Here is a 21,953-nt window from a genome sequence, read left to right on the forward strand (position 1 = left end):
CGATGGCCCTTCTCGACAAGGACGCGCCGCAGGACGCCCCCGTCCCGCCGGGCCGGAGCGGACCGGCCGCGTACCGCCCCGGCGCCCGGTCCGACCGCTGGTTCGGCTGGCTGGACCGGCTCGGCGACCATCTGATCTTCCACATCACCGCGCTGCTGTGGATCCCCAAGACCCTGCGCCGCTACCTCAAGGAGATCCAGCGGCTGCTGGCCGAAGTGGCGTTCGGCAGCGGCGGGCTCGGGGTCATCGGCGGCACCGTCGGCGTGATGATCGCGATGACGCTCTTCACCGGCACGGTCGTCGGACTCCAGGGCCACGCGGCGCTCAACCAGGTCGGCGCCGCCGCGTTCACCGGCTTCGTCTCGGCGTACTTCAACACCCGGGAGATCGCACCCCTGGTGGCGGGCCTCGCGCTCTCGGCCACCGTGGGCGCCGGCTTCACCGCGCAGCTCGGCGCGATGCGTATCAATGAGGAGGTCGACGCCCTGGAGGGGATGGGCATCCGCAGCATGCCGTACCTGGTGACGACCCGGATCATCGCGGGCGTCGTCGCGATCATCCCGCTCTACGGCATCGGCCTGGTCAGCTCGTACCTCGCCTCACGGCTGGTCACGGTCTTCGTGAGCGGCCAGTCGTCGGGCACCTACGACCACTACTTCCACACGTTCCTGTCGCCCGACGACGTCCTGCTGTCGTTCCTCAAGGTGATCGTCTTCAGCGTGACGGTGATCCTCGCGCACTGCTACTACGGCTTCCACGCCGAGGGCGGCCCCGCCGGGGTCGGGGTGGCCGTCGGCCGGTCGGTGCGGAACGCGATCGTGGTGATCAGCGTGACCGACTTCTTCCTGAGCCTGGCCATCTGGGGCACCACGACGACGGTGCGGGTGGCCGGATGAACGCCCTCACCGTGCGACGCCGCTTCGCGGGAGTGGTCTTCCTGCTGGTCCCCGCGCTGCTCATCTGGCTCTCGGTGGCGATCTACGACAAGGAGTTCTCCGACGACGCGACGGTGACCGTCAGGACCGGCAGCGTCGGCAACGCGATGCACCTGTACGCGGACGTGAAGCTGCGCGGGGTGGTCGTCGGCCAGGTGCGCGGCATCACCGCCGACGGCGACGGCGCCCGCGTCACGCTGGCCATCCAGCGCGACAAGCTGAAGGGCATACCGGCCGACGTCACCGTGCAGATGCTGCCGACGACGCTGTTCGGGGAGCGGTTCGTGGCCCTCGTACCGCCGGCGCGGACCACCTCGGGCCCGAAGCTGCTGGCCGGCAGCACCATCGCGCAGGACCGCTCCAGCAACGCCATCGAGCTGGAGCAGGTGCTCGACAACGTGCTGCCGCTGCTGACCGCGGTGCAGCCGGAGAAGCTCTCCGCCACCCTCAGCGCCGTCTCGCAGGCCCTGCAGGGCCGCGGTACCAAGCTGGGCGACAGCTTCGTCACCCTCGACGCCTATCTGGCGAAGCTCAACCCGAACCTGCCGACGCTCAACCGGGACATCCAGGAGTTGGTGAAGGTCAGCCGCGTCTACGGCGACGCCGCCCCCGACATCCTGCAGGCGCTCACCGACTTCACGACGACCAGCGGCACCATCGCCGAGCAGCGCGCCAACCTCAGCACCCTGTACGGGTCGACGACCAGCACCTCCCAGGACCTGACAGCGTTCCTGCGGCAGAACCAGGACACCATCATCCGGCTGTCGGCGGACAGCAGGGGAACGCTCCAGCTGCTCGGCGAGTACGCGCCCTCGTTCCCCTGCACCCTGCGCACGCTGGCCAACTTCGTGCCGGCGATGGACAAGGCGCTCGGCAAGGGCACGAGTGAGCCCGGACTGCATGTCACCGTGCGGACCGTGCCCTCCCGGGGCAAGTACCTGCCCGGCAAGGACAAGCCGTCGTTCACGGCGAGCACCGGGCCCAACTGCTACCCGGTGCCGTACCTCGGCCGGCCGACCCGGACGGACGACACGGTGGCGCCGGGGCTCACGGGCCCGTTGGCCACGGCGCCCCCGACAGCCACGACGGGCCTCACCGTCACCGGTGCGGGGAGCGGGAACGGCGGTCTGGGGCTGCCCAACTCGCCGCAGGAGAACGAACTCGTCAACGAACTGCTGGCACCGGCGATGAACGCCTCGCCGCAGTCCCTTCCCGACTGGAGCAGCCTGCTGGCCGGACCGGTCTTCCGCGGGGCGGAGGTGAGTCTCAAGTGAGGCGCCGGAGCATCGCGGGCCCGCTCATCAAGTCGATCGTCTTCATCCTCGTGACGGCCCTGGCCACCACGGTGCTGGCCTTCAGCATCGCCAACACCGGGATCGCGGACACCGTCGGCTACAAAGCGCGGTTCACCGACACCACCGGGCTGATCACCGGCGACAGCGTGCGGATCGCCGGGGTGAAGGTCGGCCAGGTCGAGGACATCCGGGTGGTGGACCGGCGGCTCGCCCAGGTGACGTTCTCGGTCGAGAAGGGCCGGGCGCTGCCCGCCTCGGTGACCGCGTCGATCAAGTACCTGAACATGGTCGGCCAGCGCTACATCGACCTGCAGCAGGGCACCGGGCCGATGGACCGGGCCTTCACACCCGGCTCCACCATCCCGCTGGACCGCACCTCGCCCGCCCTCGACCTCACCCAGTTGTTCAACGGGTTCCAGCCGCTCTTCGAGGGGCTGTCGCCCAAGGACGTCAACCAGCTCGCCGGGGAGATCATCCAGGTGCTCCAGGGCGAGGGCGGCACCGTCAACAGCCTGATCAGGAACGTGGGTTCGCTGACCACCACCCTCGCCGCCAAGGACAAGGTCATCGGCGAGGTGATCGACAACCTCACCACCGTCCTGACCAGCGTCAACACCCGTGAACAGGGCTTCAACGAGCTGGTGGGCACCCTCCAGACCCTCGTCACCGGCTTCGCGGGCGACCGGCAGCCGATCGGGGACGCGATCACCGCGATCTCCCAGCTCACCACCAGCACGGCGGGGCTGCTGGACGACGGCCGGGCGCCGTTGAAGGAGGACATCCGCCAGCTCGGCCGGCTGTCGTCCAACCTGGCCGCGAGCACCCCGCAGATCGAGAACTTCCTGCAGAAGACGCCCGTCAAGATGCGGACGATCACCCGCCTCGCGTCGTACGGGTCCTGGCTCAACCTCTACCTCTGCGAGGCCAAGGTGTCGGGCGTGACCACTTCGGACGGCAGCAAGGCGCCGACCGGTATCGCGATCACCGAAGCGCGGTGCAGGTCATGAGCGGGCGGGTGGCGCGGCTGCGCCGGCGGGCGGCGGGGCGGCGCCCGAAGCCGATGGCGGAGCGCAACCCCGTCACCGTCGGCATCGTCGGGCTGCTCGTCCTCGCCCTGCTGGGCGTGGTCGTCTACAACGCCGACGCGCTGCCGTTCATCGGCGGCGGCACCACGTACACGGCGGACTTCACCGAGGCGGCGGGGCTCGACCCCGGCAACGAGGTGCGGGTCGCCGGGGTGAAGGTCGGCAAGGTCACCGGCGTGGGACTCGACGGCGGCAAGGTGAAGGTGACCTTCAAGGTCAAGGACACCTGGATCGGCGACGCCAGCCGGGCCGCGATCGGCATCAAGACGCTGCTCGGCGAGAAGTACCTGGCCCTGGACCCGCTCGGCTCCGCCGCGCAGAACCCCGGCCGGCGCATCCCGGCCACCCGCACCACCTCCCCCTACGACGTGACGCAGGCGTTCAACGGGCTCGGGCAGACCTTCGGGGAGATCGACACCGCGCAGCTCGCCAAGAGCTTCGACACCATCTCCGCCACGTTCAAGGACACCGCGCCCCAGGTGCGCACCGCCGTCACCGGGCTCTCCGCCCTGTCGAAGACGATCTCCGACCGCGACAGCCAGCTGGCCAAGCTGCTGGCGGGCAGCAAGCAGATCACCGCGACGCTGGCCGGACAGCAGAGCAGGTTCGAGAAGCTGATCACGGACGGGAACCTGCTGCTGGGCGAGTTGCAGAAGCGGCGGGACGCCATCCACGGGCTGCTGACCGGCACCCAGGACCTCGGCACCCAGCTGACCGGCCTCGTCGAGGACAACAACAAGCAGCTGGAGCCCACCCTCAGCGCGCTGAGCCGGGTCACCACCGTGCTCCTGAAGAACCAGAAGAGCCTCGACGCCGCCCTCGCCGCGATCGGGCCCTACTACCGGCTGGTCGGCAACACGGTCGGCAACGGCCGTTGGTTCGACAGCTACCTCTGCGGGCTCGTCCCGCGGAACTACCTGCCCGCCGGCACGCCTCCCACCACCGGATGCATGCCACCCAAGTCCCAGGGCGGTCGCTGATGACGGCACACCTGTCCAGAAGGCGCCGGATCGCGCTCGGCACCGTCCTGCTGCTCGTCCTGGTCGCGGTCGCCGGTGGCGTGTACGTGTTCGGCGGCAGCGGCGGCAAGCGCATCACCGCCTACTTCGACCAGGCCGTCGGCGTGTACCCCGGCTCCGATCTGCGGGTCCTGGGCGTGAAGGTCGGCAGCATCGACTCGGTGACCCCCGAAGGCCGCCAGGTGCGGGTGAACCTCACGCTGGACAAGGGCGTGAAGGTGCCGGCCGACGCGGGCGCCGTCGTCGTGGCCCCCAGCATCGTCTCCGACCGCTACATCCAACTGAGCCCCGCGTACACCGGCGGCGCGCAGATCGGCGACCGGGCGACGATCCCGTCGAGCCGCACCGCCGGCCCGGTGGAGGTCGACCAGCTCTACGAGAGCATCACCAGGATCAGTGACGCGCTCGGCCCCAAGGGCGCGAACTCCACGGGCTCGCTCTCCGCACTGCTCGACACCGGCGCCGCGAACCTCGGCGGCAACGGCAAGCTGCTCGGCGACACCATCGAGCAGCTCGGCAAGGTCACCAAGACGCTCTCGCTGAACAGCGGCACCTTCTTCGACACGATCACCTATCTGCAGTCCTTCACGACGATGCTGAAGAACAACGACGGCAACGTCCACCGGGCCGCGCAGCAGCTCTCCGAGGTCACCGGCTTCCTCGCCGAGGACAAGGAGAACCTCGCCGGTGCGCTGAAACAGCTCGCCACCGCTCTGGGCGAGGTAAAGGGCTTCATCCACGACATCAGGACCCGGCTCAAGTCGGTCGTCGACCAGCTCGCGCCGCTCACCCAGTCCCTCGTCGACCAGCGGGCCTCCATCGCGGAGGCGCTCGACACCGCGCCGCTCGCGGCCGACAACGTCCTCAACGCGTACGACCCGGCGCACCGGACGATCGACGGCCGGGCCGACATCAACGAGCTGAGTTTCCCGCTGCCGACCGTCGGCACCGTCTACGGCACGCAGGGAGCGACCCGGTGAGACGTACGGACCGGGCCGCCGCCGCGCTGGCCCTCACGCTCGTCCTGGCCGGCTGCTCGGCGCCGGGGCTCGGCGGGATCGACAGCCTGCCGCTGCCGGGCGGCGCCGACCTGGGCAGCCATCCGTACACCGTCACCGCCGAGTTCGCCGACGTCCTGAGCCTCGTCCCGCAGTCGGCGGTCAAGGTCAACGACGTGGCCGTGGGCCGGGTCACCGCCATCGACCTCGCGCCGAACGGCTGGACGGCGAAGGTCACGATGCGCGTCAACGGCAAGGTCGTGCTGCCGGCCAACGCGTACGCCCACCTCGAACAGTCCAGCCTGCTGGGCGAGAAGTTCATCCAGCTCGCCGCCCCGGACCGGCGGACGGGCGGGGAGACCGGCACCGGCCGGCTCGGCGACGGCGCCCGCATCCCGCTCGACCACACCAACCGCAACCCGGAGGTCGAGGAGGTGTTCGGCGCGCTGTCGATGCTGCTGAACGGCGGCGGCGTCAACCAGCTGAAGACGATCACCGTGGAGCTCAACAAGGCCCTGCAGGGCAACGAACCGCAGGTGCGTTCCATGCTGACCCGCGTCAACGCCCTCGTCACGGACCTGGACGGCCACAAGCAGGACATCACCGCGGCGCTCGACGGCGTCAACCACCTCTCCGCGACCCTCGCCACCCGCGATCGGCAGATCGGCACGGTGCTCACCGGGCTCAGCCCCGGCCTGAAGGTGCTGGAGGAGCAGCGCGGTTCGCTCGTGACGATGCTCCGCTCGCTCGGCACCCTGTCCGATGTCGCGGTCACCACCGTGAACAGGAGCAAGGACGACATGGTCGCCGACCTCAAGGCGCTCGCGCCCACCCTGCAGCGGCTCGCCGACTCGGGGAAGGCGCTGCCGGACTCGCTCCAGGTGCTGCTCACGTACCCGTTCACGGACGAGGTGCTCAGCGGTGTCAAGGGCGACTACCTCAACGTCTACCTGGACATGACGGCCGCGCCGGGCACGCAGATCGTCCCGGAACTCGACTTCGCCGACAATGTCTACCCGCCGCCGACCAGCGACCCGGGCGAGGACGTGGGAGGCACGGACGCGGGGACGGACGCGGGTACGGACGCCGGGACCGACGCCGGAACGGATGCGGGCACGGACGCCGGAACGGATGCGGGAACGGACGCCGGAACGGATGCGGGAACGGACGCCGGAACGGATGCGGGCACGGATGCGGGCACCGACGCAGGCACCGACGCCGGTACCGATACCGGCGGTACGGACGCGGGTGCCGACGTCGGCGGGACGGACGGCGCCAGGTCGTCGCTCTTCCCGCTGCCGTCCGTCGGACCGGTCAGGACCGTGCCGTCGCCCTCGGCGGGGGGGCACTCATGATCACCCTCGGCACCCGGCTGAAGAACGTCGCCTTCCTCGTGATCGCCGTCCTCGTCCTCGGCTTCATCGGCGCCCGGTACGCCGACCTCGGCCACTACTTCGGCATGCGCGGCTACTACGTCGTCAAGGTCCAACTTCCGGAGGCCGGCGGCCTGTTCACCCACTCCAACGTCACCTACCGCGGAGTCTCCGTCGGCCGGGTCGGACCGATCACGCTCACCGACGACGGTGTGGAGGCCGAGCTGCGGATCAACGACTCGGCGCCGCCCATCCCCTCCCGGCTGCAGGCCGTGGTCGCCAATCTGTCCGCGGTCGGCGAGCAGTACATCGACCTGCGCCCGACGGCGGACGGCGGGCCGTATCTGGCGGACGGCTCGCGCGTCCCGGTGTCCGACACCCGTACCCCCGCGCCGGTGACGAACCTGCTCACCAGCGTCGACACCCTCGCCTCCTCCGTGCCGCTGACATCGCTGAAGACCGTGGTCGACGAGTTCGGCAAGGCGTTCCAGGGCCAGGGGGACAACCTGCAGTCCCTCGTCGACAACAGCACCGACTTCATCCAGGCCGCGAACCGGGCCGAGCCCACCACCACCAAACTCATGATCGACGGGGCGACCGTGCTGGGCACCCAGGCGCAGGAGGGCGACGCGATCCGGTCGTTCGCCATCAGCGCCAAGGACCTCGCCGCCCAGCTGAGTGGCTCCGACGCCGATCTGCGGCGGCTGATCACGGCCGCGCCTGAAGCCGCGACGCAGATCAGCGCGCTGCTGCGGGACCTCGACCCCAGCCTCAGCGTGGTGCTCGCGAACCTGCTGACCACGTCGGACGTGGCCGTCACCCGCCAGCACGGCATCGAGGAGCTGCTGGTCCGGCTCCCGGCGGTGGCCGCGGCCGGTGCCACGGCCATCAACGGCAAGGGCGCCAACCTCGGGATGTCGGTGACGTTCTTCTCCCCGCTGCCCTGCACCGCCGGATACGGGGGGACCACGTACCGCAACGGCCTCGACCTCAGCACCGCGCCGGCCCTCAACACCGGGGCGCGCTGCACCGCTTCACCGGGCAGCGGCATCAACGTCCGCGGTTCCGCCAACGCCCCGAAGGGCGGCGTACCGGCCGCGACCCGGCCCGGTGCGCTGCTGCTGGGCACCGACGCGGGCGGCACCCTCCCCGCGGCCCTCGGCCTGCCGTCCCTGCCGGCCGCCGGCCCCTCCGGCATGAGCGGACTGCTCGGACTGGAGCCGCGCCCATGACCGGCCGACGGATGACCCTCCCCACTCCGCCGACGGTTCCTGCGGCGGTCAGAGGAGCCGTCGCCTGGGCGGTGGCGGCGGCGATCGTGGTGTTCTGCGCCTTCGCCGGCTGGTCGTACCGGCAGGCGCGGACGGACGAGTCGCTCGCCTACGCCAAGGCCCGCGACGCCGTCCTCGCCGACGGGCGGCAGAACATCGTCCGTCTCAACAGCATCGACGGCACCGATGCCCAGCACGTCCAGGCCGGTCTGCGGCAATGGCTCGACGCCACCACAGGGCCGCTGCACGACGAGATGGCCCGCACCAACGCCAAGAGCGACACCTCGCTGCAACAGGCCGGCACCAGCGCCCGCTGCACCGTCACCGACGCCGCCGTCACCGAACTCGACACCCGGTCGGGCACGGCCAGGCTCATCGCGACGGTGCAGGTGGCGGTGACCCCACGCGGCGGCGCGCCCACCACCGACCGCAAGCGCTTCGAGGCCGGGCTCGCCCGTACCTCCGGGGGCTGGCGGCTCACGGCGATCAACGCGGTACCCGTCGGTGCGGGCTGATCCGGAGAGAGGGCGGCGAACGTGAGCACCACAGAAGACACCAGGACCGAGCCCGCCGACGAGGCGGAAGAGACGGTCGGGAGGGCGGATGCGGTCGAGGAGCCCGAGGACGCGCCCACACCGGGCCTGCGGCGTCGCGTCACCCCGGCGGCCGCGATCGTCGCCGGGCTGCTCGCCGTACTGCTGCTGACGGGTGTCGGACTGCTGATCCGGACCTCCCAGCTGACGGACCCGGAGGCCACGTCCAACACGGCGCTCACCGACACGGGAGCCACCAGCCGGGTCATCGGCGATGTCAGCAACACCCTCGGCAAGGTCTTCTCGTACACGCCCGAGGACACCCAGGCCACCGAGCTGGCGGCGAGGGAACTGCTCGCCGGAACGGCGGCCGGACAGTACGAGGCGCTGTTCGGGCAGGTCAAGCAGCAGGTGGCCGCGCAGAAGCTGACACTCACCACCCATGTGGTGCGGGCCGGGGTCACCCGGCTCGACGGCGACAGCGCGCAGCTCCTCGTCTTCCTGGACCAGACGGCGGAGCGCAAGGGAAAGAAGGCCACCACCGCGGCGGCCCAGCTGTCGGTGACCGCCCGGTTCCACGACGGGCACTGGCAGATCACCGACATCACGTCCCGGTAGGGGAGAGGCAGATGGCAGGTACGAAGACGTGGAACCCGCTGCTGGTGGCAGCCGTCGCGCTGGCCGTCCTCGCGGCGGCCGCCGCCGGCTGGGGCGGTTGGGCCTGGTACGGGGCGGCGCACGACGACTCCGCCGGGTACGCGCAGACCCGTGAGCAGGTGCTGGCCGCCGGTCAACAGGGCGTGCAGAACATGAACACCCTCGACCACAAGAACCTGACCCAGGGCCTCGACACCTGGCAGAACTCGACCACCGGGGACCTGCGCACCCAACTGGTGCAGGGCAGGGCGGAGTTCGAGAAGCAGGTGCGGCAGGCGCAGACGGTGACCACGGCGAAGGTGCTGTCCGGCTCGGTGACCGAGCTGGACGTCCGGGCCGGAAAGGCGAGCGTGATGGTGGCGCTGCGGATCACGGTCACCGCGCCCAAGAGCCAGCCGTCGGCCAAGGAGAGCCGGCTGCTCGGCGAGCTGACCCGTACGCCTGATGGCTGGAAGCTCAGTGCCCTCGGCCAGGCGCCGGTCGGGGAGACCGCCCCCACTTCGCAGCCGTCCGCCGCCGGTTAGAGGACCCGAGAGGACCCGCGTACATGTCGACGACCCGCCACCTCATCAACCGGCAGCGCCGCCTGGCCGCCGCACCGCCCGCGAACCGGACGCGCCCGGGACCGCCGCCCGCGCCCGAGCAGGACAAGCCCGGACAGAAGCCGGAACAGAAGCAGAAACGGGATCGGAAGCCCGCGCAGAAACCGTCGGTCAAGAAGCCCGGCCGGGGCCGCGGCGGCAGCGTGCTCCACCGGGTCGTGGCGGCCCTGGGCCTGCTGACGGTGCTGCTCGGCGGGTTCGCCGGCTGGGCCGCTATGGAGGCGGCCACGCTCCACGACACCGCGGCCACCCGTAACACCGCCCTCACCGACACCGCCCGCACCAGCGAGGTCAAGGGCATGGTGACGCAGGCGGTGAACTCGGTCTTCTCCTACAACTACGCCGACACCGCACGGACGGACCAGGCGGCGAAGAAGCTGCTGACCGGCAAGGCGGTGCAGCAGTACGCGGACATGCTCGCCCAGGTGCGCAAGCAGGCGCCGGTGCAGAAGCTCGTCCTGACGACGACGGTCACCGACAGCGGGGTGGAGCTGATCGACGGCGACCGGGCCCGGGTGCTGATCTTCGCGGACCAGCGGAACACCCGTACCGCGCCGAAGGAGGAGACGACCTACGCGGCGGCCATGTTCGCCGTGGACGCCGTCCACCAGGACGGTGTCTGGAAGATCGGCAACATCGACACCTTCAACCGCTGACCGGCAGGCCGTCGGGGCCCGGCCGGTATCGTTGAGCGCGATGTCCCGTCGCGAAGTGGTGAACGAGCCCATCGACCCCGATGTCGATCTGCGCGTGCCGGCGCAGCGCGACGAGCTGGTGCGCCACCAGGTGTCGGTACTCGGCGTGATCTCGCTGGGCGGTGCGGCTGGCGCCTGCGCCCGGTACGGCGCCGCGCTGCTCTGGCCCACGCCCGTCGGCGGCTTCCCCTGGACGACGCTGCTGGTCAACACCGTCGGCTGCGCCGTGATCGGGGTGTTCATGGTGCTGATCAGCGAGGTGTGGACCGCGCACCGGCTGGTGCGGCCGTTCTTCGGGACCGGGGTGCTGGGCGGCTTCACCACCTTCTCCAGCTACGCCGTGGACATCCGAAACCTGCTGGAGCAGGGCGAGGCCGGGACCGGTCTGGCCTATCTGGCGGGGACGGCGCTCGCCGCCCTGGCGGCCGTGTGGACCGCCGCCGTGCTGACCCGCCGCCTGGCGGTCCGGGGTGAGGCGCGGTGAACTGGCTGCTCGTCATCGCCGGCGCCGCCGTCGGCGCCCCGCTGCGCTATCTGACCGACCGTTGCGTCCAGGCCCGGCACGAGACGGCCTTTCCCTGGGGAACGTTCACCGTCAATGTGGCCGGCTGCCTGGTGCTCGGCATCGTCGCCGGCGCGGTGACCGCCGGGGCCGCCTCGTCCTCCGTGCAGCTGCTGCTGGGCACCGGCTTGTGCGGGGCGCTGACGACGTACTCGACGTTCTCCTTCGAGACGCTGCGGCTGGCCGAGGACGGGGCCCGGTTCTTCGCCGCCGCGAACGTGGTGGTGAGCATCACCGCCGGGCTGGGCGCCGTCTACACCGGTGTGGCCGTCGCCCAGACGCTCTGGGCATGAAGCGCGGCGTCGTCCCTCACAGCCAGTTGCGCCGCTTGAAGACCATGTACAGCCCGACGCAGACCACGCCCATCAGCCCGATGGCGAACGGGTAGCCGAAGACCCACTTCAGCTCGGGCATGGTCTCGAAGTTCATGCCGTAGACCGTGCCGATCAGGGTCGGGGCGAAGAGGATGGCCGCCCAGGACGAGATCTTCTTGATCTCGTCGTTCTGGGCGTTGCTGGCTTCGGCGAGCTGCTTCATCTCCTCGTTCTGCGCCTGGGTGACCAGGGTGGCGTTGACGGCGAGGATGTCCGCGATCATCTGCCGGAAGCCGTCCACCCGCTCGACGACGGTGGTGGCGTGGTCGTCGACGTCCCGCAGATAGCGCCGCAGCTCCTCGTCGGTGCCGTACTTCTCGAATCCGGCGGTCAGCGCCGAGAGGATGTTGAGCAGCGGGCGGGTGGCGCGCTGGAACTCGACGACCTCGCGGGACAGCTCGTAGATACGGCGGGAGACCTTCGGGTCGCCGCCGAAGACCTCGGTCTCGATCTCGTCGATGTCGTTCTGCAGGCCCGCGATGACCGGCGCGTACCCGTCGACGACGGAGTCGAGCACGGCGTAGAGCACCGCCTCGGGCCCCAGCCGCAGCAGCTCGGGATCGGCCTCCAGCCGGGCGCGCACGGTCGACAGGTCGGGCGACTGGCTGTGCCGGACGGTGAGGACGAAGTCCGGGCCGACGAAGAGGTGCAGCTCGCCGAAGTCGACCTCCTCGGCGTCGTCGAGGTAGCGGGCGGCGCGCAGCACGACGAAGAGGGTGTCGCCGTAGCGCTCCAGCTTCGGCCGCTGATGGGCGACGACGGCGTCCTCGACCGCCAGCTCGTGCAGTCCGAACGCGGCCGCCGCGGCCAGCAGCTGGTCCTCCGCCGGCCGGTAGAGGCCGATCCAGGCCATGGCGTCCGGGGTGTCGGGCAGTTTCCGGTAGGCCTCGGTGAGGGTGGCAGGGGTGTCGATCCGGTGGCCGTCGCGGTAGAGCGCCGCGTCGATCACGCTGTTCTCCACGGGACCGGCCTCCGCCGTCTCGTCCGCCGGGTGCCGGGGCTCCATGGAGCGCTCGGGGGCCGCGTCCGCGGCCTGGTTGCGCTGATCTCGCTTGTGCGGGCGCAGTGCCCGGGGACGCCGGTCCGACATGGCGGGCTCTTTCCTGGCGGAGCGGATCTGCTCGGACGGGCATCACGCTACGGCGGTCCGTCGCGGATCCACGGTAGCCCGGGGCGCGGGCCCCGGAGCGGGGTCGTTGGCCCGTCCGAGTGGTGTTCATACGAAAAGCGGCGCGGATCCCGAGATCGCCGTGCCCCGTCCACATGATGAGGGACATACGCAGACCAACCGATCGAAAGCGAGGGGCCGTGGCCACCACAGCAAGCACCGCAACCGCCGCAACTGCCGCAACCACCAGGGTCGCGCAGTTCTGGACCGTCCTCCTCGGCGTTCTCGCCGGGATCCTCACCGCGCTGCGGCTCACCGCCCCGGCCCGTGCCGCCCGTCGCGAGGTCGTGGCGTCCGAGCGGACCGCGCCGGCCGTCCCGCTGTCGCCCCTCGCGGCCTTCGCCGGGAGCGCGCCCCGCGGCGAACGGTCCCTGCCGCCCACCATCAAGCAGCGCATCCGTGCCGAGGCCCACGGTGCCTCACCCGTCTCCCGGACGCGGGCCGCGGGCCTCGGCGACACGCACCTCACGCCCGCCGCGGACGCCCCCGCCCTGGTCCCGGCGGACGACGACCGCTTCGACCGCCTCCCCTGCGCGGCCTGATCCACCGCAGGACCGACACCGTTCGACCGTCTCCACCCGTACGTCCGAACCGACCCTCCTGAGCCACCGCACCACTTGTCGTGTCGAGACCGCCTCTCCGGAGCGCGGGAATCTCCACGACGGAGAACCCAGGACCTTGATATTCCGAGCCCAGCCCCACCCGGCCTGCCGGACGAGGGTGCGTGCCTGGTAGGCATGGCCCGTGCGATTCGAGACAGTGCCGATGCCGTCGACCGTCCGGGCCAGGCCGCGTGACCTCCGCGGCTATCCCGTTCCGGCCATCACCCCGTGGGACGGGGACGAGCCGCAGTTCGCGCTGACGGACTACGGCCGCAGCGCCGACTGCGCCCGCATGCGGCGGTGTTCGGTCTGCGACACGCTGATGCCACCAGGACCGGTGTGGCGTGTGGTGGGTGCCGCGGAGAGCGCCGCGATCGCCGACGCGCTGGCCGCCGGGCGCCCGTACCGCAATCTCGCCCCCACCCTGGAGGGCCCGGGGCACCGCGCCTGCATGCTCTACGCCTCGATGGTCTGCCCCTACCTGGCCCGTCCGAACGCGCGCCGCGGGCTGTCGGCACAGCAGCCGGACGAGCTGACCGGACATGTCGTCCGGGGCGCGGTACGGGGTGCGACGGGCGCGGTGGTGGGCTTCGGCGACTACGAGTTCGCCGTCACCGGCACCCAGGTGCTGTTCCGCTTCCTCGACATCGTCGAGTTCCTGCCGCACGACACGTCCGACGCGCACCTCGAAGAGCTGCGCGCCGAACTCGCCGCCCGGGACCGGCCCGGAGCACCCGGGGATCAGCCGCGGTAGGACGGCAGCCCGGTGTAGGTGGACACCAGCTTCGGCGCGGCGGAGCTCTTCGTGGAGAGCGTGACGATGCCGGCCGGCGTCCTGGCGGCGATGGTGCTGCCGTCCGGGGCCCAGGCGGGCTCGGTGTAGTCCGTGGTGGCGTACGGCGTCAGGTCCTTGAAGACCGGGCCGGCGTCCGTCGGGTTCTCCAGGAACAGGTGGTCGTGACCGCCGACCGAGCGGACGAAGACGACCTCCTCGTGCTCGGAGTGCGACATCGCCGGCTGCGAGCCGTGCGTGAGCGCGGATCCCTGCTGGCGGACGTAGTCGTCACGGATGAAGACCTCGCCGGTGCCGGAGTTCGCGTACACGGCGCTGCCGTGGGTGCCGCCCGCGCTCGGCCAGACGTTGCCGGTCTGCGGGACGGGCTTCACCCCGTCGCCGGCCTCCCAGCCCAGACCGAGCTTCTTCGGCGTCCCGTTGACGGCGCTGGAGGGGACGCTGTCCAGCTCGGAGACGCCGCTCTTCCGGACCGCGAAGAGGATGTTGCTCCGCCCGGACAGCTCCGGAATCGAGTCGTACGCCGTCACCTGCCACGTCGGGTGCGACCAGTTCTGCCCGCCCGGGTTCCGGGCGACGGTGACGCGTCCGGTGCCGTTCGGGTTGGCGAGGGCGAGGTTGCCGGCGCCGTCGATGAACGCGGCCTTGCGGCCGTCCGGCGACCAGGCCAGGTCCCTGACGGCGGTGCCGAAGTCCACCCTGGTGCCGTTCATGACCACGTACCGGGTGCCGTCGCTGATGGTCAGTTTGCTGTTCGCCGTGCCGTTCAGGACCGGCGCGCGCGTGCTGCCCGCCGTGGTGGGCGTGCCCGTGGGGGTGGAGCCGCCGGCCGGAGTGGTGGAGGCACTGGCGCTCGGAGCGGTGCCGGCCGACGGGGTCGCACCGCCGGCCGGAGCGGCGGAACTGCCACTGCTCGGGGTGTTGGTGGCGGCCGGCGGAGTGGTGACCGCCCGCGCGCCCGACGTCGGGCCGCAGCCGGTGAGCAGTGCCGCGGTGGCGGCGGTGAGGGTGGCGGTGAGAGCGACGGCGACGGCGGTGCTGCCACGGGTACGAGCGGACATGAGCGGTTCCCCCCAGGGACGTTGATAGGAGAAGAGTGGCGATTCAACGTCCGTGACGTGTGTGACCGGTGTCACGGACGTGCAACAGCGATTCCGGGATTCATGGGTGTGGGACCGATGGACCCGGGTAGGCGGGTGCCATTGCCGGTTGCTCCTGGGAGGATGAGGAACATGACAGCGCTAGTGAACTCGGACGACACAGCTGTGGTCGATGTCCAGGCCACGGGCGGCTGTGCCTCGTCGATGACGGAACTGCCGTGGATCGAGGAGGCGGGCAAGGTCGCGCCGAAGGATGCGCGGGCCCTGTCGAAGCTCTTCTTCGACCGCCTGCAGAGCCTGGAGGAGGGGACGCGCGACCACCAGTACGCGCGGAACACCCTCATCGAGCTGAACCTGTCCCTGGTCCGGTTCGCCGCCGGCCGGTTCCGCAACCGGTCGGAGGACATGGAGGACATCGTCCAGGTCGGGACGATCGGCCTGATCAAGGCGATCGACCGGTTCGACCTGTCGCGCGAGGTCGAGTTCACCACGTTCGCCATTCCGTACATCACCGGCGAGATCAAGCGCTTCTTCCGGGACACCAGCTGGGCCGTCCATGTACCGCGCAGCCTCCAGGAGCGCCGGATCGCGCTGGCGCAGGCCAAGGACGCGCTCTCCCAGCGGATGGACCGCTCCCCGACCACCGCGGAGCTGGCCGAATACCTGGACCTGACCCCGGCCGAGGTGAACGAGGGGCTGGTGGCCAGCAACGGCTACACCGCCGGCTCCCTGGACCTCCCCGCGGGGGAGAACAACGAGGAGGCCGCGGGCAGTTCGTTCGTCGACCGGCTCGGCGAGGACGACCCGGGCATGGAGGCGGTGGAGAACCTGCAGGCTCTCAAGCCGCTGATGGCGGAACTCGGCGAGCGGGACCGCGCGATCCTGCGGATGCGCTTCGGCCAGGAGATGACGCAGTCCGAGATCGGCGCCGAGCTCGGGGTCTCCCAGATGCATGTGTCCCGGCTGCTGACCCGGACGCTCACCCGGCTGCGTACCGGGCTGCTCACCCAGGCGTAACACGTCGGAACGTCAGCACGAAGGTCCCCGCCGGCACTGTCCGGCGGGGACCTTCGCGCTGTGACGGCCGGGGCGGTCAGCCCTGGAGGGAGCCGATCGGGACGAAGCAGTGCGCGGACCCGGCCAGCATGGTCTCGTCGCCCACGAAGGACTTGAGCACCTCTTCGCTGACCGGCTTCCCCGGTGCCGCCTCCGGCCACGGCCGGGTGGCGAACATGAAATACACCATGCCGCGGTCGCGGGCCGCGTCCACCCACTGCTCGGGAACGGGGCAGGCAGCGTGCAGGTACGGCATGGTCAGGACGGCCTGGCCGCCCTCGACGAGGAGCTTCACGGGGGCCTTGGGCACCTGGGCGATGTCCAGGATGGTCCCGCCGATCGGCAGGCCGACCTCCTCGATCGCCGCGGTGATGGCCGCCTCCGCGGCCTCGGGGCCGCCCTCGACATCGCCGAGGGAGTAGGCCAGGAGGAACGCGATGTCCCGTTCGTCCTCGATGTGCTCGCCGGCCCAGGGGATCACCGCGAGGGTGCCCATCTGGCTCTGCCGGGTGATGTCCGGAGCGGTGCTGGTCTGACTCATGGCAACGGACTGTAACGGCGGGCCGCGCCCGACCGGGCCCGCATGTCACCTGAGAGAGCGAGTCCTGACCGCTAAACCCACCGAACGAGGTCGTGTCGATCGCACATGCGATACGACGGTATGTCCGTGGAAGGGGTGCGATGCACCGCCCCCGGCCGTGACCGGTGGGGCCCGTGGTCGTTGGACAGGGCGCATCACCCCCGCGCGAAGGCTCCGGAGCGTCCAAGCTTCGGAGCCTTTGGTGTCGGGGCCGTCCTCACCGGCGGTGACGTTCACCAGTTCGGCTCAACCTGCGTGACTATGCGGCATACATACGCGTTGCGCAGGGCGTCAATGCCGCAGGTCCTGCGGTTTGGGTTTCACCATCAAGGAGATTTCGATGTCGCGTATTGCCAAGGCAGCCGCCATCACCGCCGCGGCCGGTGCCGTTCTGGCTGCGGGCGCCGGCATGGCTGCCGCCGACGCCGGTGCCCAGGGTGCTGCGGTCGGTTCCCCCGGCGTTCTGTCCGGCAACCAGGCCCAGATCCCCGTTCACGTGCCCGTCAACGTCTGCGGTAACTCCGTCAACGTGATCGGTCTCCTGAACCCGGCGTTCGGCAACCACTGCGAGAACGTCTCGGGCGGCTGGTAGTCCCGGTTCTCAACAGTTGTAGGGCCACTGGACCGGACGACGACCGGCCCGGCACAGCGGGCCGGCGGGACGCAGACCGACCGTCCCGTCACCTGTCCGTCCGGCGGCCCGGGGCGAACACCCCCATCCCACTGGTGCGGCCCCCCGCGATGCCTTCGCGGGGGGCCGCACTCGTGCGTTCGCCCGCCGGTCCGGGTGCGGGTCAGTTCTCCTCGTACCGGTAGATGTTCTGCAGGTTCATGACCTCGGACGGCTTCGTGTTCCACGGCGGCATGGGCTCGTTCAGACTGACGACGCGGCCGTGCTGCGGGTCGGAGGCGGCCAGCGGCCGGGCCGGCAGATAGCCCGACTTCGGGTACTTGCGCTGCCAGCGCAGCCAGATGAGGTCGATGAAGGCGTGGTGCAGCCAGAAGACCGGGTCGTTGGGCGAGGTGGCGCCCGTCATATGGCCGCCGACCCACTGGTGGACCCGGTTGTGGAGGAGTCCGCCCTGCGTCTCGCTGACCGTCCACCCCTCGATCCTGTTGCGGAAGCCCTTGGTGGTGGCGGTGGAGTTCCACGGGGAGGTGTCGTAGACCGATTCCGCGATCGCCTTGTCGAGGTCCGCCTTGGTGGGCAGCCCGATCGGACGGTCCGGGCGGCCGAACTGCCGGGTCAGATACTTCTCGTCCGTGACGGCGACGGTGATCGGCCAGTTGCCGTTGACGTAGGCGAAGGGGCCGGTCATGACCTGGCCGTCGGACCGCCGGCCGTCACCGCCCAGGAAGTCGGACGCCCAGATCGAGGAGGTCTTCGCGTTGTCCCGCGTCCAGTCCCAGTAGGGCAGGGTGACGCTGGAGTCCACGGACTGCAGCTTGCGCTCGAACTCCAGGATCAGCCGGCGGTGCCACGGGAAGAACGAGGGCGTCATGTGGCCGACCCGGAGCCCGGTGTCGCCGTCGGAGACGTAGTACTGACCGTGTATGCGGACGAAGTCGTCGTAGATGCCCTTGCTCTTGAGTTTCAGGACCGCGCGGACGAACTTCGCCCGCTGGGCGCTGGTCATGTTCTTCTGGTTCTGGCGGGTGTACACCGTGTCGGCCCTTCTGCGGTCAGTGGTGGTAGGCGCCGCCGGCGAGCGACAGCTTGGCTCCGCCGATCACGTCGACCGCGCCGCGGGCCGTGTCGAGCGGGGTGGCGTACGGCTGGTAGTGGTTGGCCACACTCAGGTAGGTGCCGTCCGCGCGCCGCATGACATGGAGCTGCCGGCCGTCGATGAGGATGACGACAGGGGACCCCTCGGTCGTGGCGGCGTCGGCCGTGCCGGTGGGCACACCCTGGATGCGGCGGCCCCGGTAGACCTCGTCGAAGGCTCCGGCGGCCGCAGCCGGGGCGGACCCCGCCCGGTCGCTGCCGGCGTCGGACCGGCCGGACCCGGTCTTCCCCGCGTCGGACTCCCCGGCCGTGATGATCGGGTGCAGTACCGCCGTCGTGCCGGTGACGGCGACGGCTGCGGTGAACGCCGCCCGGAGCACCCGGCGGCGCGTGTGGGCGGACGGTGACGCTTTCCCGCCGCCGTTTTCCTTGGCTTCGCTCATGCTCAGCTCTCCTCGATATCGGCCGACAGGGCCGGACCTGTGAGGAGCGGCGGTATCGCGCCGCATTCGCCCGGACGGGCGGCGCCGACTGTCCGTCAGCTATGCACCATCATCCTGCTCCCGGCGTGAGGCGCTCGCTCATCCCGGCAGCCGGAGTACAGAACTCCATTCGTGCGGGTGGCGTTTGCCTCCGACCCGTGACGAACGTAAATCCGATATACGGCGGCGGAAGTCAACCAGGGACCCGGTATTCACCCGATCTGACGATCCGACGGATTCACCGGCGGTTCTGACCGGCGCACGTTTCCTAATGGACTATCAGAAGAGGCCCGCTCGCCCGGCTGCTCATACTTTCTGAATTACCGTCCGGAGAAAGTGCTCCGTGTCGGTAACGTCGCAGGAGGAGCAAACATGGCCCACCGACGCCAGAGGCTGACTGGTGCATGTGTCGGAGCGGCCACCGCCGGCCTGCTCATGCTCGGGATGACCCACACCGCCGTCGACGACATGCGCGTCGCGGCGGACGCCACGGATCCGGCACCGCCGTCACCGGCCGCCGGACCGCCGGGTCCCGGGCCGGCCGGGGCCCTGCGCCCCGCGTCGACCGCCGGATACACGCCGATGGGGGCGTTCACGTCCTCCGGTGCCGACGGTGTGCAGCGGATCGCCGATCTGCAGCAGTGGCTGGGCGGTACCCATCTCACGGTGGGTCACACCTATCTCCCCGGCGAGAGCTGGGACAACATCGAGGGCGAGCCCGAGCTGCTGCAGCCGTGGGCGCAGTGGAGGAAGGCGGAGCCGGACCGGCTCTTCGTCCTCAACGTGCCGATGCAGGAGCGCAACGAGCAGCACATCTCCGACAGCCAGGTGCGGTCGCTGCTGCGCTCCGGCGCGGCGGGCCGGTTCGACAGCCACTTCACGGAGCTGGCGCGGCGACTGGTCGCGCTGGGTGTGCCCGACACGGTCGTCGTGCTGGGCTGGGAGATGAACGGCACCACGTACACCCACCGCTGCGGTCCGGATCCGGAGTCCTGGAAGACGTACTGGAACCGCATCGTGACGGCGATGCGCGCCGTTCCCGGCCAGCGGTTCCGGTTCGACTTCACGCCGAACCGCGGCCAGGACGCCATCGGCTGGACGTCGTGCTACCCGGGTGACTCCACCGTGGACATCATCGGCATGGACTCCTACGACCAGCCGCCGGGCGACTCCTTCTACGACCAGGTCGAGGAGCCGTTCGGTCTCCAGGCGCAGGTGGACTTCGCGGCCGCGCACAACAAGGCGATCTCCTATCCGGAGTGGGGACTCTTCCGCAACGGCGACAACGCGGACTACATGCGGATGATGCTGCAGTGGATCAACGATCACCGGCCGGTCTACCAGACGCTCACCGACTACTGTCCGCACGGCGTGTGGCAGTGCACGGACAACCCCAAGTCGTCGAAGGTCTTCCGGTCGACGAACTTCGCCCGCGTCGAGCCGACGCCGACGCCGGTACCGACCCCTGTTCCGACGCCGACGACAACGCCTGCACCCACGCCGTCGACCACGCCGTCGACCACGCCTACGCCGAGCGGGACGCCGACGCCGGGCGGGACAACGACGCCGGGCGGGACAACGAGTGTGCCGCTGACGTCCACGCCCGCGGACGTGCCGTCGCCGTCGCCGACGGACGGCGCGACCCCGGCGGAGTCCCCGACCGTTCCGGTGAGCCCCGCGCCGGGTGACGCCACGACGCCACCCGCGACGGTGACGCCGCCCGCGACCGTGACCCCGACCGTCACCCCGGCCGCGACTCCGGATCCGGCCGTGGCGGAGACCCCGTCCGCCGCACCGGTTCCGGCCGACGCGACGGCGCCGGTGGTCGCTCCGGCGGCCCCGCCGACCGCCGATCCGGTGGTGGCGCCGGAGCCCGCGCCCGGGCTGAGCCCGGCGCCCGCGCCGAGTCCCGCCGCGACGCTCACCCCCCTGCCGGCTCCGGGTCCCGATCCGGCCGCCACCGGCGCCACGGCACCCGCGCCTGCTCCGACCGTCATGGTCCCGGTGCCGGTGACCCTCCCGACGATCGGTGCGCCCTGCACACCGACGCCGGATCCCGGCTTCAGCCCCGCCCCCAGCCTGTCGCCCGCACCGGTTCCGACGTCTCCTGTTCCGACGTCTCCCGCTCCTGCGCCGACTGCGTCGCCGACGTCGCCCGCGACGCCGGGGCCGGTCGTCCAGGTGGCCGGACCCGTGTGCACGGCGGTTCCGGTGGGGCCCTTCAAGCCCGCTCCGACGCTCAGTTCACCCCCGGCGCCCGCCGAGGTGTGCCTGCCACTCGACATGGGAGACGAATTCAAGCGCCAGTTCGGCACCGGAAAGCTGTGCTTCCGCGTCGAATGGCAGACCCCCAAGAAGAGCTGACCGTAACGCGACGCGCCCGGCGGCCTGCCGCCGGGCGCACGCATGGAAAATCGGTTGGGCTAGTGGAGTGAAATCGCGGAACCAAACCGGAGATGGGCAGTTGATCAGTTCGCTTCAATGACAGGAACATAGTTTCAAGAAGGGCGAACCGTGCTGAAGAAGTTCATGGCCAGTGCAGCAGTTGCCGTTTCCATCGTCGGTCTCTCCGCCATGGCTGCCCCGCAGGCGCTGGCCATCGGTAACGACGAGGGAGCCTCCACCACGAACGGTAACGGGGCGGAGCAGAGCTACGGCAACACCCACACCGACGGTGTGATGAGCCCCCAGGTCGGCCTCGTCCAGGGCACGCTCAACAAGCCGTGTGTCGGCCTGCCGCTCAAGGCGAACATCGGCTCGCTCGTCGGCCTCGTGCCGATCACGGCCCAGGACATCAACGTTCTGTCGTCGCCGCAGAACCAGCAGTGCACGGAGAACTCCTCGCAGATCAAGGGCGACGAGCCGCTGTCGCACATCCTGAGCCAGATCCCGGTGCTCTCGGGCAACGGCGTCGGCAACGGCTGACAGCTGACACCTCATCGCATGGCGGTGGCCGCGTACTCCGTACGCGGCCACCGTCGCGTTCTCCGGCGCTTCCGATTTTCCCGGGGCACCCGGTTGGCTCACGTGGCCGCCGACAATCCCTT

General features: G+C 70.6%; 24 protein-coding genes. 19 read left to right on the forward strand and 5 right to left on the reverse strand.

What is annotated here, in order from left to right; translation table 11 throughout:
- The first annotated feature begins 2 nt into the window (after positions 1-2).
- Genes O3W51_RS01145 through crcB form a run of 13 tightly spaced genes read left to right on the forward strand, consistent with a single transcriptional unit; the run spans position 3 to position 11,318 of the window.
- The gene (locus O3W51_RS01145; RefSeq protein WP_269282964.1) at positions 3-896 is read left to right on the forward strand and encodes an MlaE family ABC transporter permease; all 894 of its coding nucleotides are present in this window, start codon (positions 3-5) and stop codon (positions 894-896) included.
- Complete coding sequence (locus tag O3W51_RS01150) at positions 893-2,209, forward strand: MCE family protein (protein WP_269282968.1); 1,317 nt, start codon at positions 893-895, stop codon at positions 2,207-2,209. The genes O3W51_RS01145 and O3W51_RS01150 overlap by 4 nt, the downstream gene beginning before the upstream one ends.
- On the forward strand, positions 2,206-3,237 hold the full coding sequence (locus O3W51_RS01155) for an MCE family protein (protein ID WP_164294647.1): 1,032 nt from the start codon (positions 2,206-2,208) through the stop codon (positions 3,235-3,237). The genes O3W51_RS01150 and O3W51_RS01155 overlap by 4 nt, the downstream gene beginning before the upstream one ends.
- A complete protein-coding gene (locus tag O3W51_RS01160) occupies positions 3,234-4,295 on the forward strand; it encodes an MCE family protein (protein ID WP_138351275.1) in 1,062 nt (353 codons plus the stop codon). The genes O3W51_RS01155 and O3W51_RS01160 overlap by 4 nt, the downstream gene beginning before the upstream one ends.
- 11 nt (positions 4,296-4,306) lie before the next feature.
- Positions 4,307-5,314 (forward strand): MCE family protein, encoded by a 1,008-nt coding sequence (locus tag O3W51_RS01165; RefSeq protein ID WP_443048234.1) that lies wholly within the window; start codon positions 4,307-4,309, stop codon positions 5,312-5,314.
- A 26-nt stretch (positions 5,315-5,340) separates the two neighbouring features.
- Positions 5,341-6,687: an MCE family protein gene (locus O3W51_RS01170; protein WP_269283067.1), complete on the forward strand. Its 1,347-nt coding sequence runs from the start codon at positions 5,341-5,343 to the stop codon at positions 6,685-6,687.
- Complete coding sequence (locus O3W51_RS01175; RefSeq protein WP_138351277.1) at positions 6,684-7,937, forward strand: MCE family protein; 1,254 nt, start codon at positions 6,684-6,686, stop codon at positions 7,935-7,937. The genes O3W51_RS01170 and O3W51_RS01175 overlap by 4 nt, the downstream gene beginning before the upstream one ends.
- An 11-nt stretch (positions 7,938-7,948) precedes the next feature.
- Positions 7,949-8,491, forward strand: coding sequence for a hypothetical protein (locus tag O3W51_RS01180; RefSeq protein ID WP_138351353.1), 543 nt, complete (start codon positions 7,949-7,951; stop codon positions 8,489-8,491).
- Positions 8,492-8,512: 21 nt separating this feature from the next.
- A complete protein-coding gene (locus tag O3W51_RS01185; RefSeq protein WP_138351278.1) occupies positions 8,513-9,127 on the forward strand; it encodes a hypothetical protein in 615 nt (204 codons plus the stop codon).
- Positions 9,128-9,168: 41 nt separating this feature from the next.
- The gene (locus O3W51_RS01190) at positions 9,169-9,690 is read left to right on the forward strand and encodes a hypothetical protein (protein WP_381584739.1); all 522 of its coding nucleotides are present in this window, start codon (positions 9,169-9,171) and stop codon (positions 9,688-9,690) included.
- A gap of 23 nt (positions 9,691-9,713) precedes the next feature.
- Positions 9,714-10,424, forward strand: a complete 711-nt coding sequence (locus O3W51_RS01195; protein WP_138351280.1) for a hypothetical protein — start codon at positions 9,714-9,716, stop codon at positions 10,422-10,424.
- Between the two features lie 40 nt (positions 10,425-10,464).
- Positions 10,465-10,947: a fluoride efflux transporter FluC gene (locus O3W51_RS01200; RefSeq protein ID WP_138351281.1), complete on the forward strand. Its 483-nt coding sequence runs from the start codon at positions 10,465-10,467 to the stop codon at positions 10,945-10,947.
- Positions 10,944-11,318, forward strand: coding sequence for a fluoride efflux transporter CrcB (gene crcB / locus O3W51_RS01205; protein ID WP_138351282.1), 375 nt, complete (start codon positions 10,944-10,946; stop codon positions 11,316-11,318). Before O3W51_RS01200 ends, crcB begins: the two co-directional genes overlap by 4 nt.
- A 16-nt stretch (positions 11,319-11,334) precedes the next feature.
- On the opposite strand, the gene O3W51_RS01210 is transcribed toward crcB, so the two are convergent.
- Complete coding sequence (locus tag O3W51_RS01210) at positions 11,335-12,489, reverse strand: magnesium and cobalt transport protein CorA (RefSeq protein ID WP_138351283.1); 1,155 nt, start codon at positions 12,487-12,489, stop codon at positions 11,335-11,337.
- A gap of 218 nt (positions 12,490-12,707) precedes the next feature.
- Between O3W51_RS01210 and O3W51_RS01215 the strand changes: the two genes are divergently transcribed.
- Together O3W51_RS01215 and O3W51_RS01220 are read left to right on the forward strand one after the other, a co-directional pair.
- Positions 12,708-13,109, forward strand: a complete 402-nt coding sequence (locus tag O3W51_RS01215; RefSeq protein ID WP_269282984.1) for a DUF6344 domain-containing protein — start codon at positions 12,708-12,710, stop codon at positions 13,107-13,109.
- Between the two features lie 202 nt (positions 13,110-13,311).
- A complete protein-coding gene (locus O3W51_RS01220) occupies positions 13,312-13,923 on the forward strand; it encodes a hypothetical protein (RefSeq protein ID WP_269282987.1) in 612 nt (203 codons plus the stop codon).
- Here O3W51_RS01220 and O3W51_RS01225 read toward each other — a convergent pair.
- Entirely contained in the window at positions 13,911-15,023 is a 1,113-nt protein-coding gene (locus O3W51_RS01225; RefSeq protein ID WP_198357278.1) for a PD40 domain-containing protein, read from the reverse strand. The two genes, O3W51_RS01220 and O3W51_RS01225, sit on opposite strands and share 13 nt — an antisense overlap.
- 162 nt (positions 15,024-15,185) lie before the next feature.
- Here O3W51_RS01225 and O3W51_RS01230 point away from each other — a divergent pair, with 162 nt between their 5' ends.
- A complete protein-coding gene (locus tag O3W51_RS01230; RefSeq protein ID WP_381584643.1) occupies positions 15,186-16,079 on the forward strand; it encodes a SigB/SigF/SigG family RNA polymerase sigma factor in 894 nt (297 codons plus the stop codon).
- Between the two features lie 76 nt (positions 16,080-16,155).
- Here O3W51_RS01230 and O3W51_RS01235 read toward each other — a convergent pair whose 3' ends face one another.
- Positions 16,156-16,659, reverse strand: a complete 504-nt coding sequence (locus O3W51_RS01235) for a DUF5949 family protein (RefSeq protein WP_138351287.1) — start codon at positions 16,657-16,659, stop codon at positions 16,156-16,158.
- Positions 16,660-17,038: 379 nt separating this feature from the next.
- On the opposite strand from O3W51_RS01235, the gene O3W51_RS01240 reads away from it, so the two are divergent.
- Positions 17,039-17,290 (forward strand): chaplin, encoded by a 252-nt coding sequence (locus O3W51_RS01240; protein ID WP_138351288.1) that lies wholly within the window; start codon positions 17,039-17,041, stop codon positions 17,288-17,290.
- Positions 17,291-17,492: 202 nt separating this feature from the next.
- On the opposite strand, the gene O3W51_RS01245 is transcribed toward O3W51_RS01240, so the two are convergent.
- The gene (locus tag O3W51_RS01245; protein ID WP_138351289.1) at positions 17,493-18,362 is read right to left on the reverse strand and encodes a tyrosinase family protein; all 870 of its coding nucleotides are present in this window, start codon (positions 18,360-18,362) and stop codon (positions 17,493-17,495) included.
- A gap of 19 nt (positions 18,363-18,381) precedes the next feature.
- Positions 18,382-18,867, reverse strand: a complete 486-nt coding sequence (locus O3W51_RS01250) for a tyrosinase family oxidase copper chaperone (RefSeq protein ID WP_138351290.1) — start codon at positions 18,865-18,867, stop codon at positions 18,382-18,384.
- 483 nt (positions 18,868-19,350) lie between these two features.
- Between O3W51_RS01250 and O3W51_RS48725 the strand changes: the two genes are divergently transcribed.
- Positions 19,351-21,270: a glycoside hydrolase family 26 protein gene (locus O3W51_RS48725; protein ID WP_381584648.1), complete on the forward strand. Its 1,920-nt coding sequence runs from the start codon at positions 19,351-19,353 to the stop codon at positions 21,268-21,270.
- A gap of 150 nt (positions 21,271-21,420) precedes the next feature.
- On the forward strand, positions 21,421-21,831 hold the full coding sequence (locus O3W51_RS01260) for a rodlin (protein WP_138351292.1): 411 nt from the start codon (positions 21,421-21,423) through the stop codon (positions 21,829-21,831).
- The last annotated feature ends 122 nt before the right edge of the window (positions 21,832-21,953 follow it).

Source organism: Streptomyces sp. H39-C1 (assembly GCF_027158125.1).
GTDB lineage: Bacteria > Actinomycetota > Actinomycetes > Streptomycetales > Streptomycetaceae > Actinacidiphila > Actinacidiphila fildesensis.

Bases quoted from the DNA above. Each gene is read 5' to 3' on its own strand.
- O3W51_RS01145 (WP_269282964.1), top strand. From the start codon at position 3: ATGGCCCTTCTCGACAAGGACGCGCCGCAGGACGCCCCCGTCCCGCCG.
- O3W51_RS01150 (WP_269282968.1), top strand. From the start codon at position 893: ATGAACGCCCTCACCGTGCGACGCCGCTTCGCGGGAGTGGTCTTCCTG.
- O3W51_RS01160 (WP_138351275.1), top strand. From the start codon at position 3,234: ATGAGCGGGCGGGTGGCGCGGCTGCGCCGGCGGGCGGCGGGGCGGCGC.
- O3W51_RS01175 (WP_138351277.1), top strand. From the start codon at position 6,684: ATGATCACCCTCGGCACCCGGCTGAAGAACGTCGCCTTCCTCGTGATC.
- O3W51_RS01180 (WP_138351353.1), top strand. From the start codon at position 7,949: ATGACCCTCCCCACTCCGCCGACGGTTCCTGCGGCGGTCAGAGGAGCC.
- O3W51_RS01195 (WP_138351280.1), top strand. From the start codon at position 9,714: ATGTCGACGACCCGCCACCTCATCAACCGGCAGCGCCGCCTGGCCGCC.
- O3W51_RS01200 (WP_138351281.1), top strand. From the start codon at position 10,465: ATGTCCCGTCGCGAAGTGGTGAACGAGCCCATCGACCCCGATGTCGAT.
- O3W51_RS01210 (WP_138351283.1), bottom strand. From the start codon at position 12,489: ATGTCGGACCGGCGTCCCCGGGCACTGCGCCCGCACAAGCGAGATCAG.
- O3W51_RS01225 (WP_198357278.1), bottom strand. From the start codon at position 15,023: ATGTCCGCTCGTACCCGTGGCAGCACCGCCGTCGCCGTCGCTCTCACC.
- O3W51_RS01230 (WP_381584643.1), top strand. From the start codon at position 15,186: ATGAGGAACATGACAGCGCTAGTGAACTCGGACGACACAGCTGTGGTC.
- O3W51_RS01235 (WP_138351287.1), bottom strand. From the start codon at position 16,659: ATGAGTCAGACCAGCACCGCTCCGGACATCACCCGGCAGAGCCAGATG.
- O3W51_RS01240 (WP_138351288.1), top strand. From the start codon at position 17,039: ATGTCGCGTATTGCCAAGGCAGCCGCCATCACCGCCGCGGCCGGTGCC.
- O3W51_RS01250 (WP_138351290.1), bottom strand. From the start codon at position 18,867: ATGAGCGAAGCCAAGGAAAACGGCGGCGGGAAAGCGTCACCGTCCGCC.
- O3W51_RS48725 (WP_381584648.1), top strand. From the start codon at position 19,351: ATGACCCACACCGCCGTCGACGACATGCGCGTCGCGGCGGACGCCACG.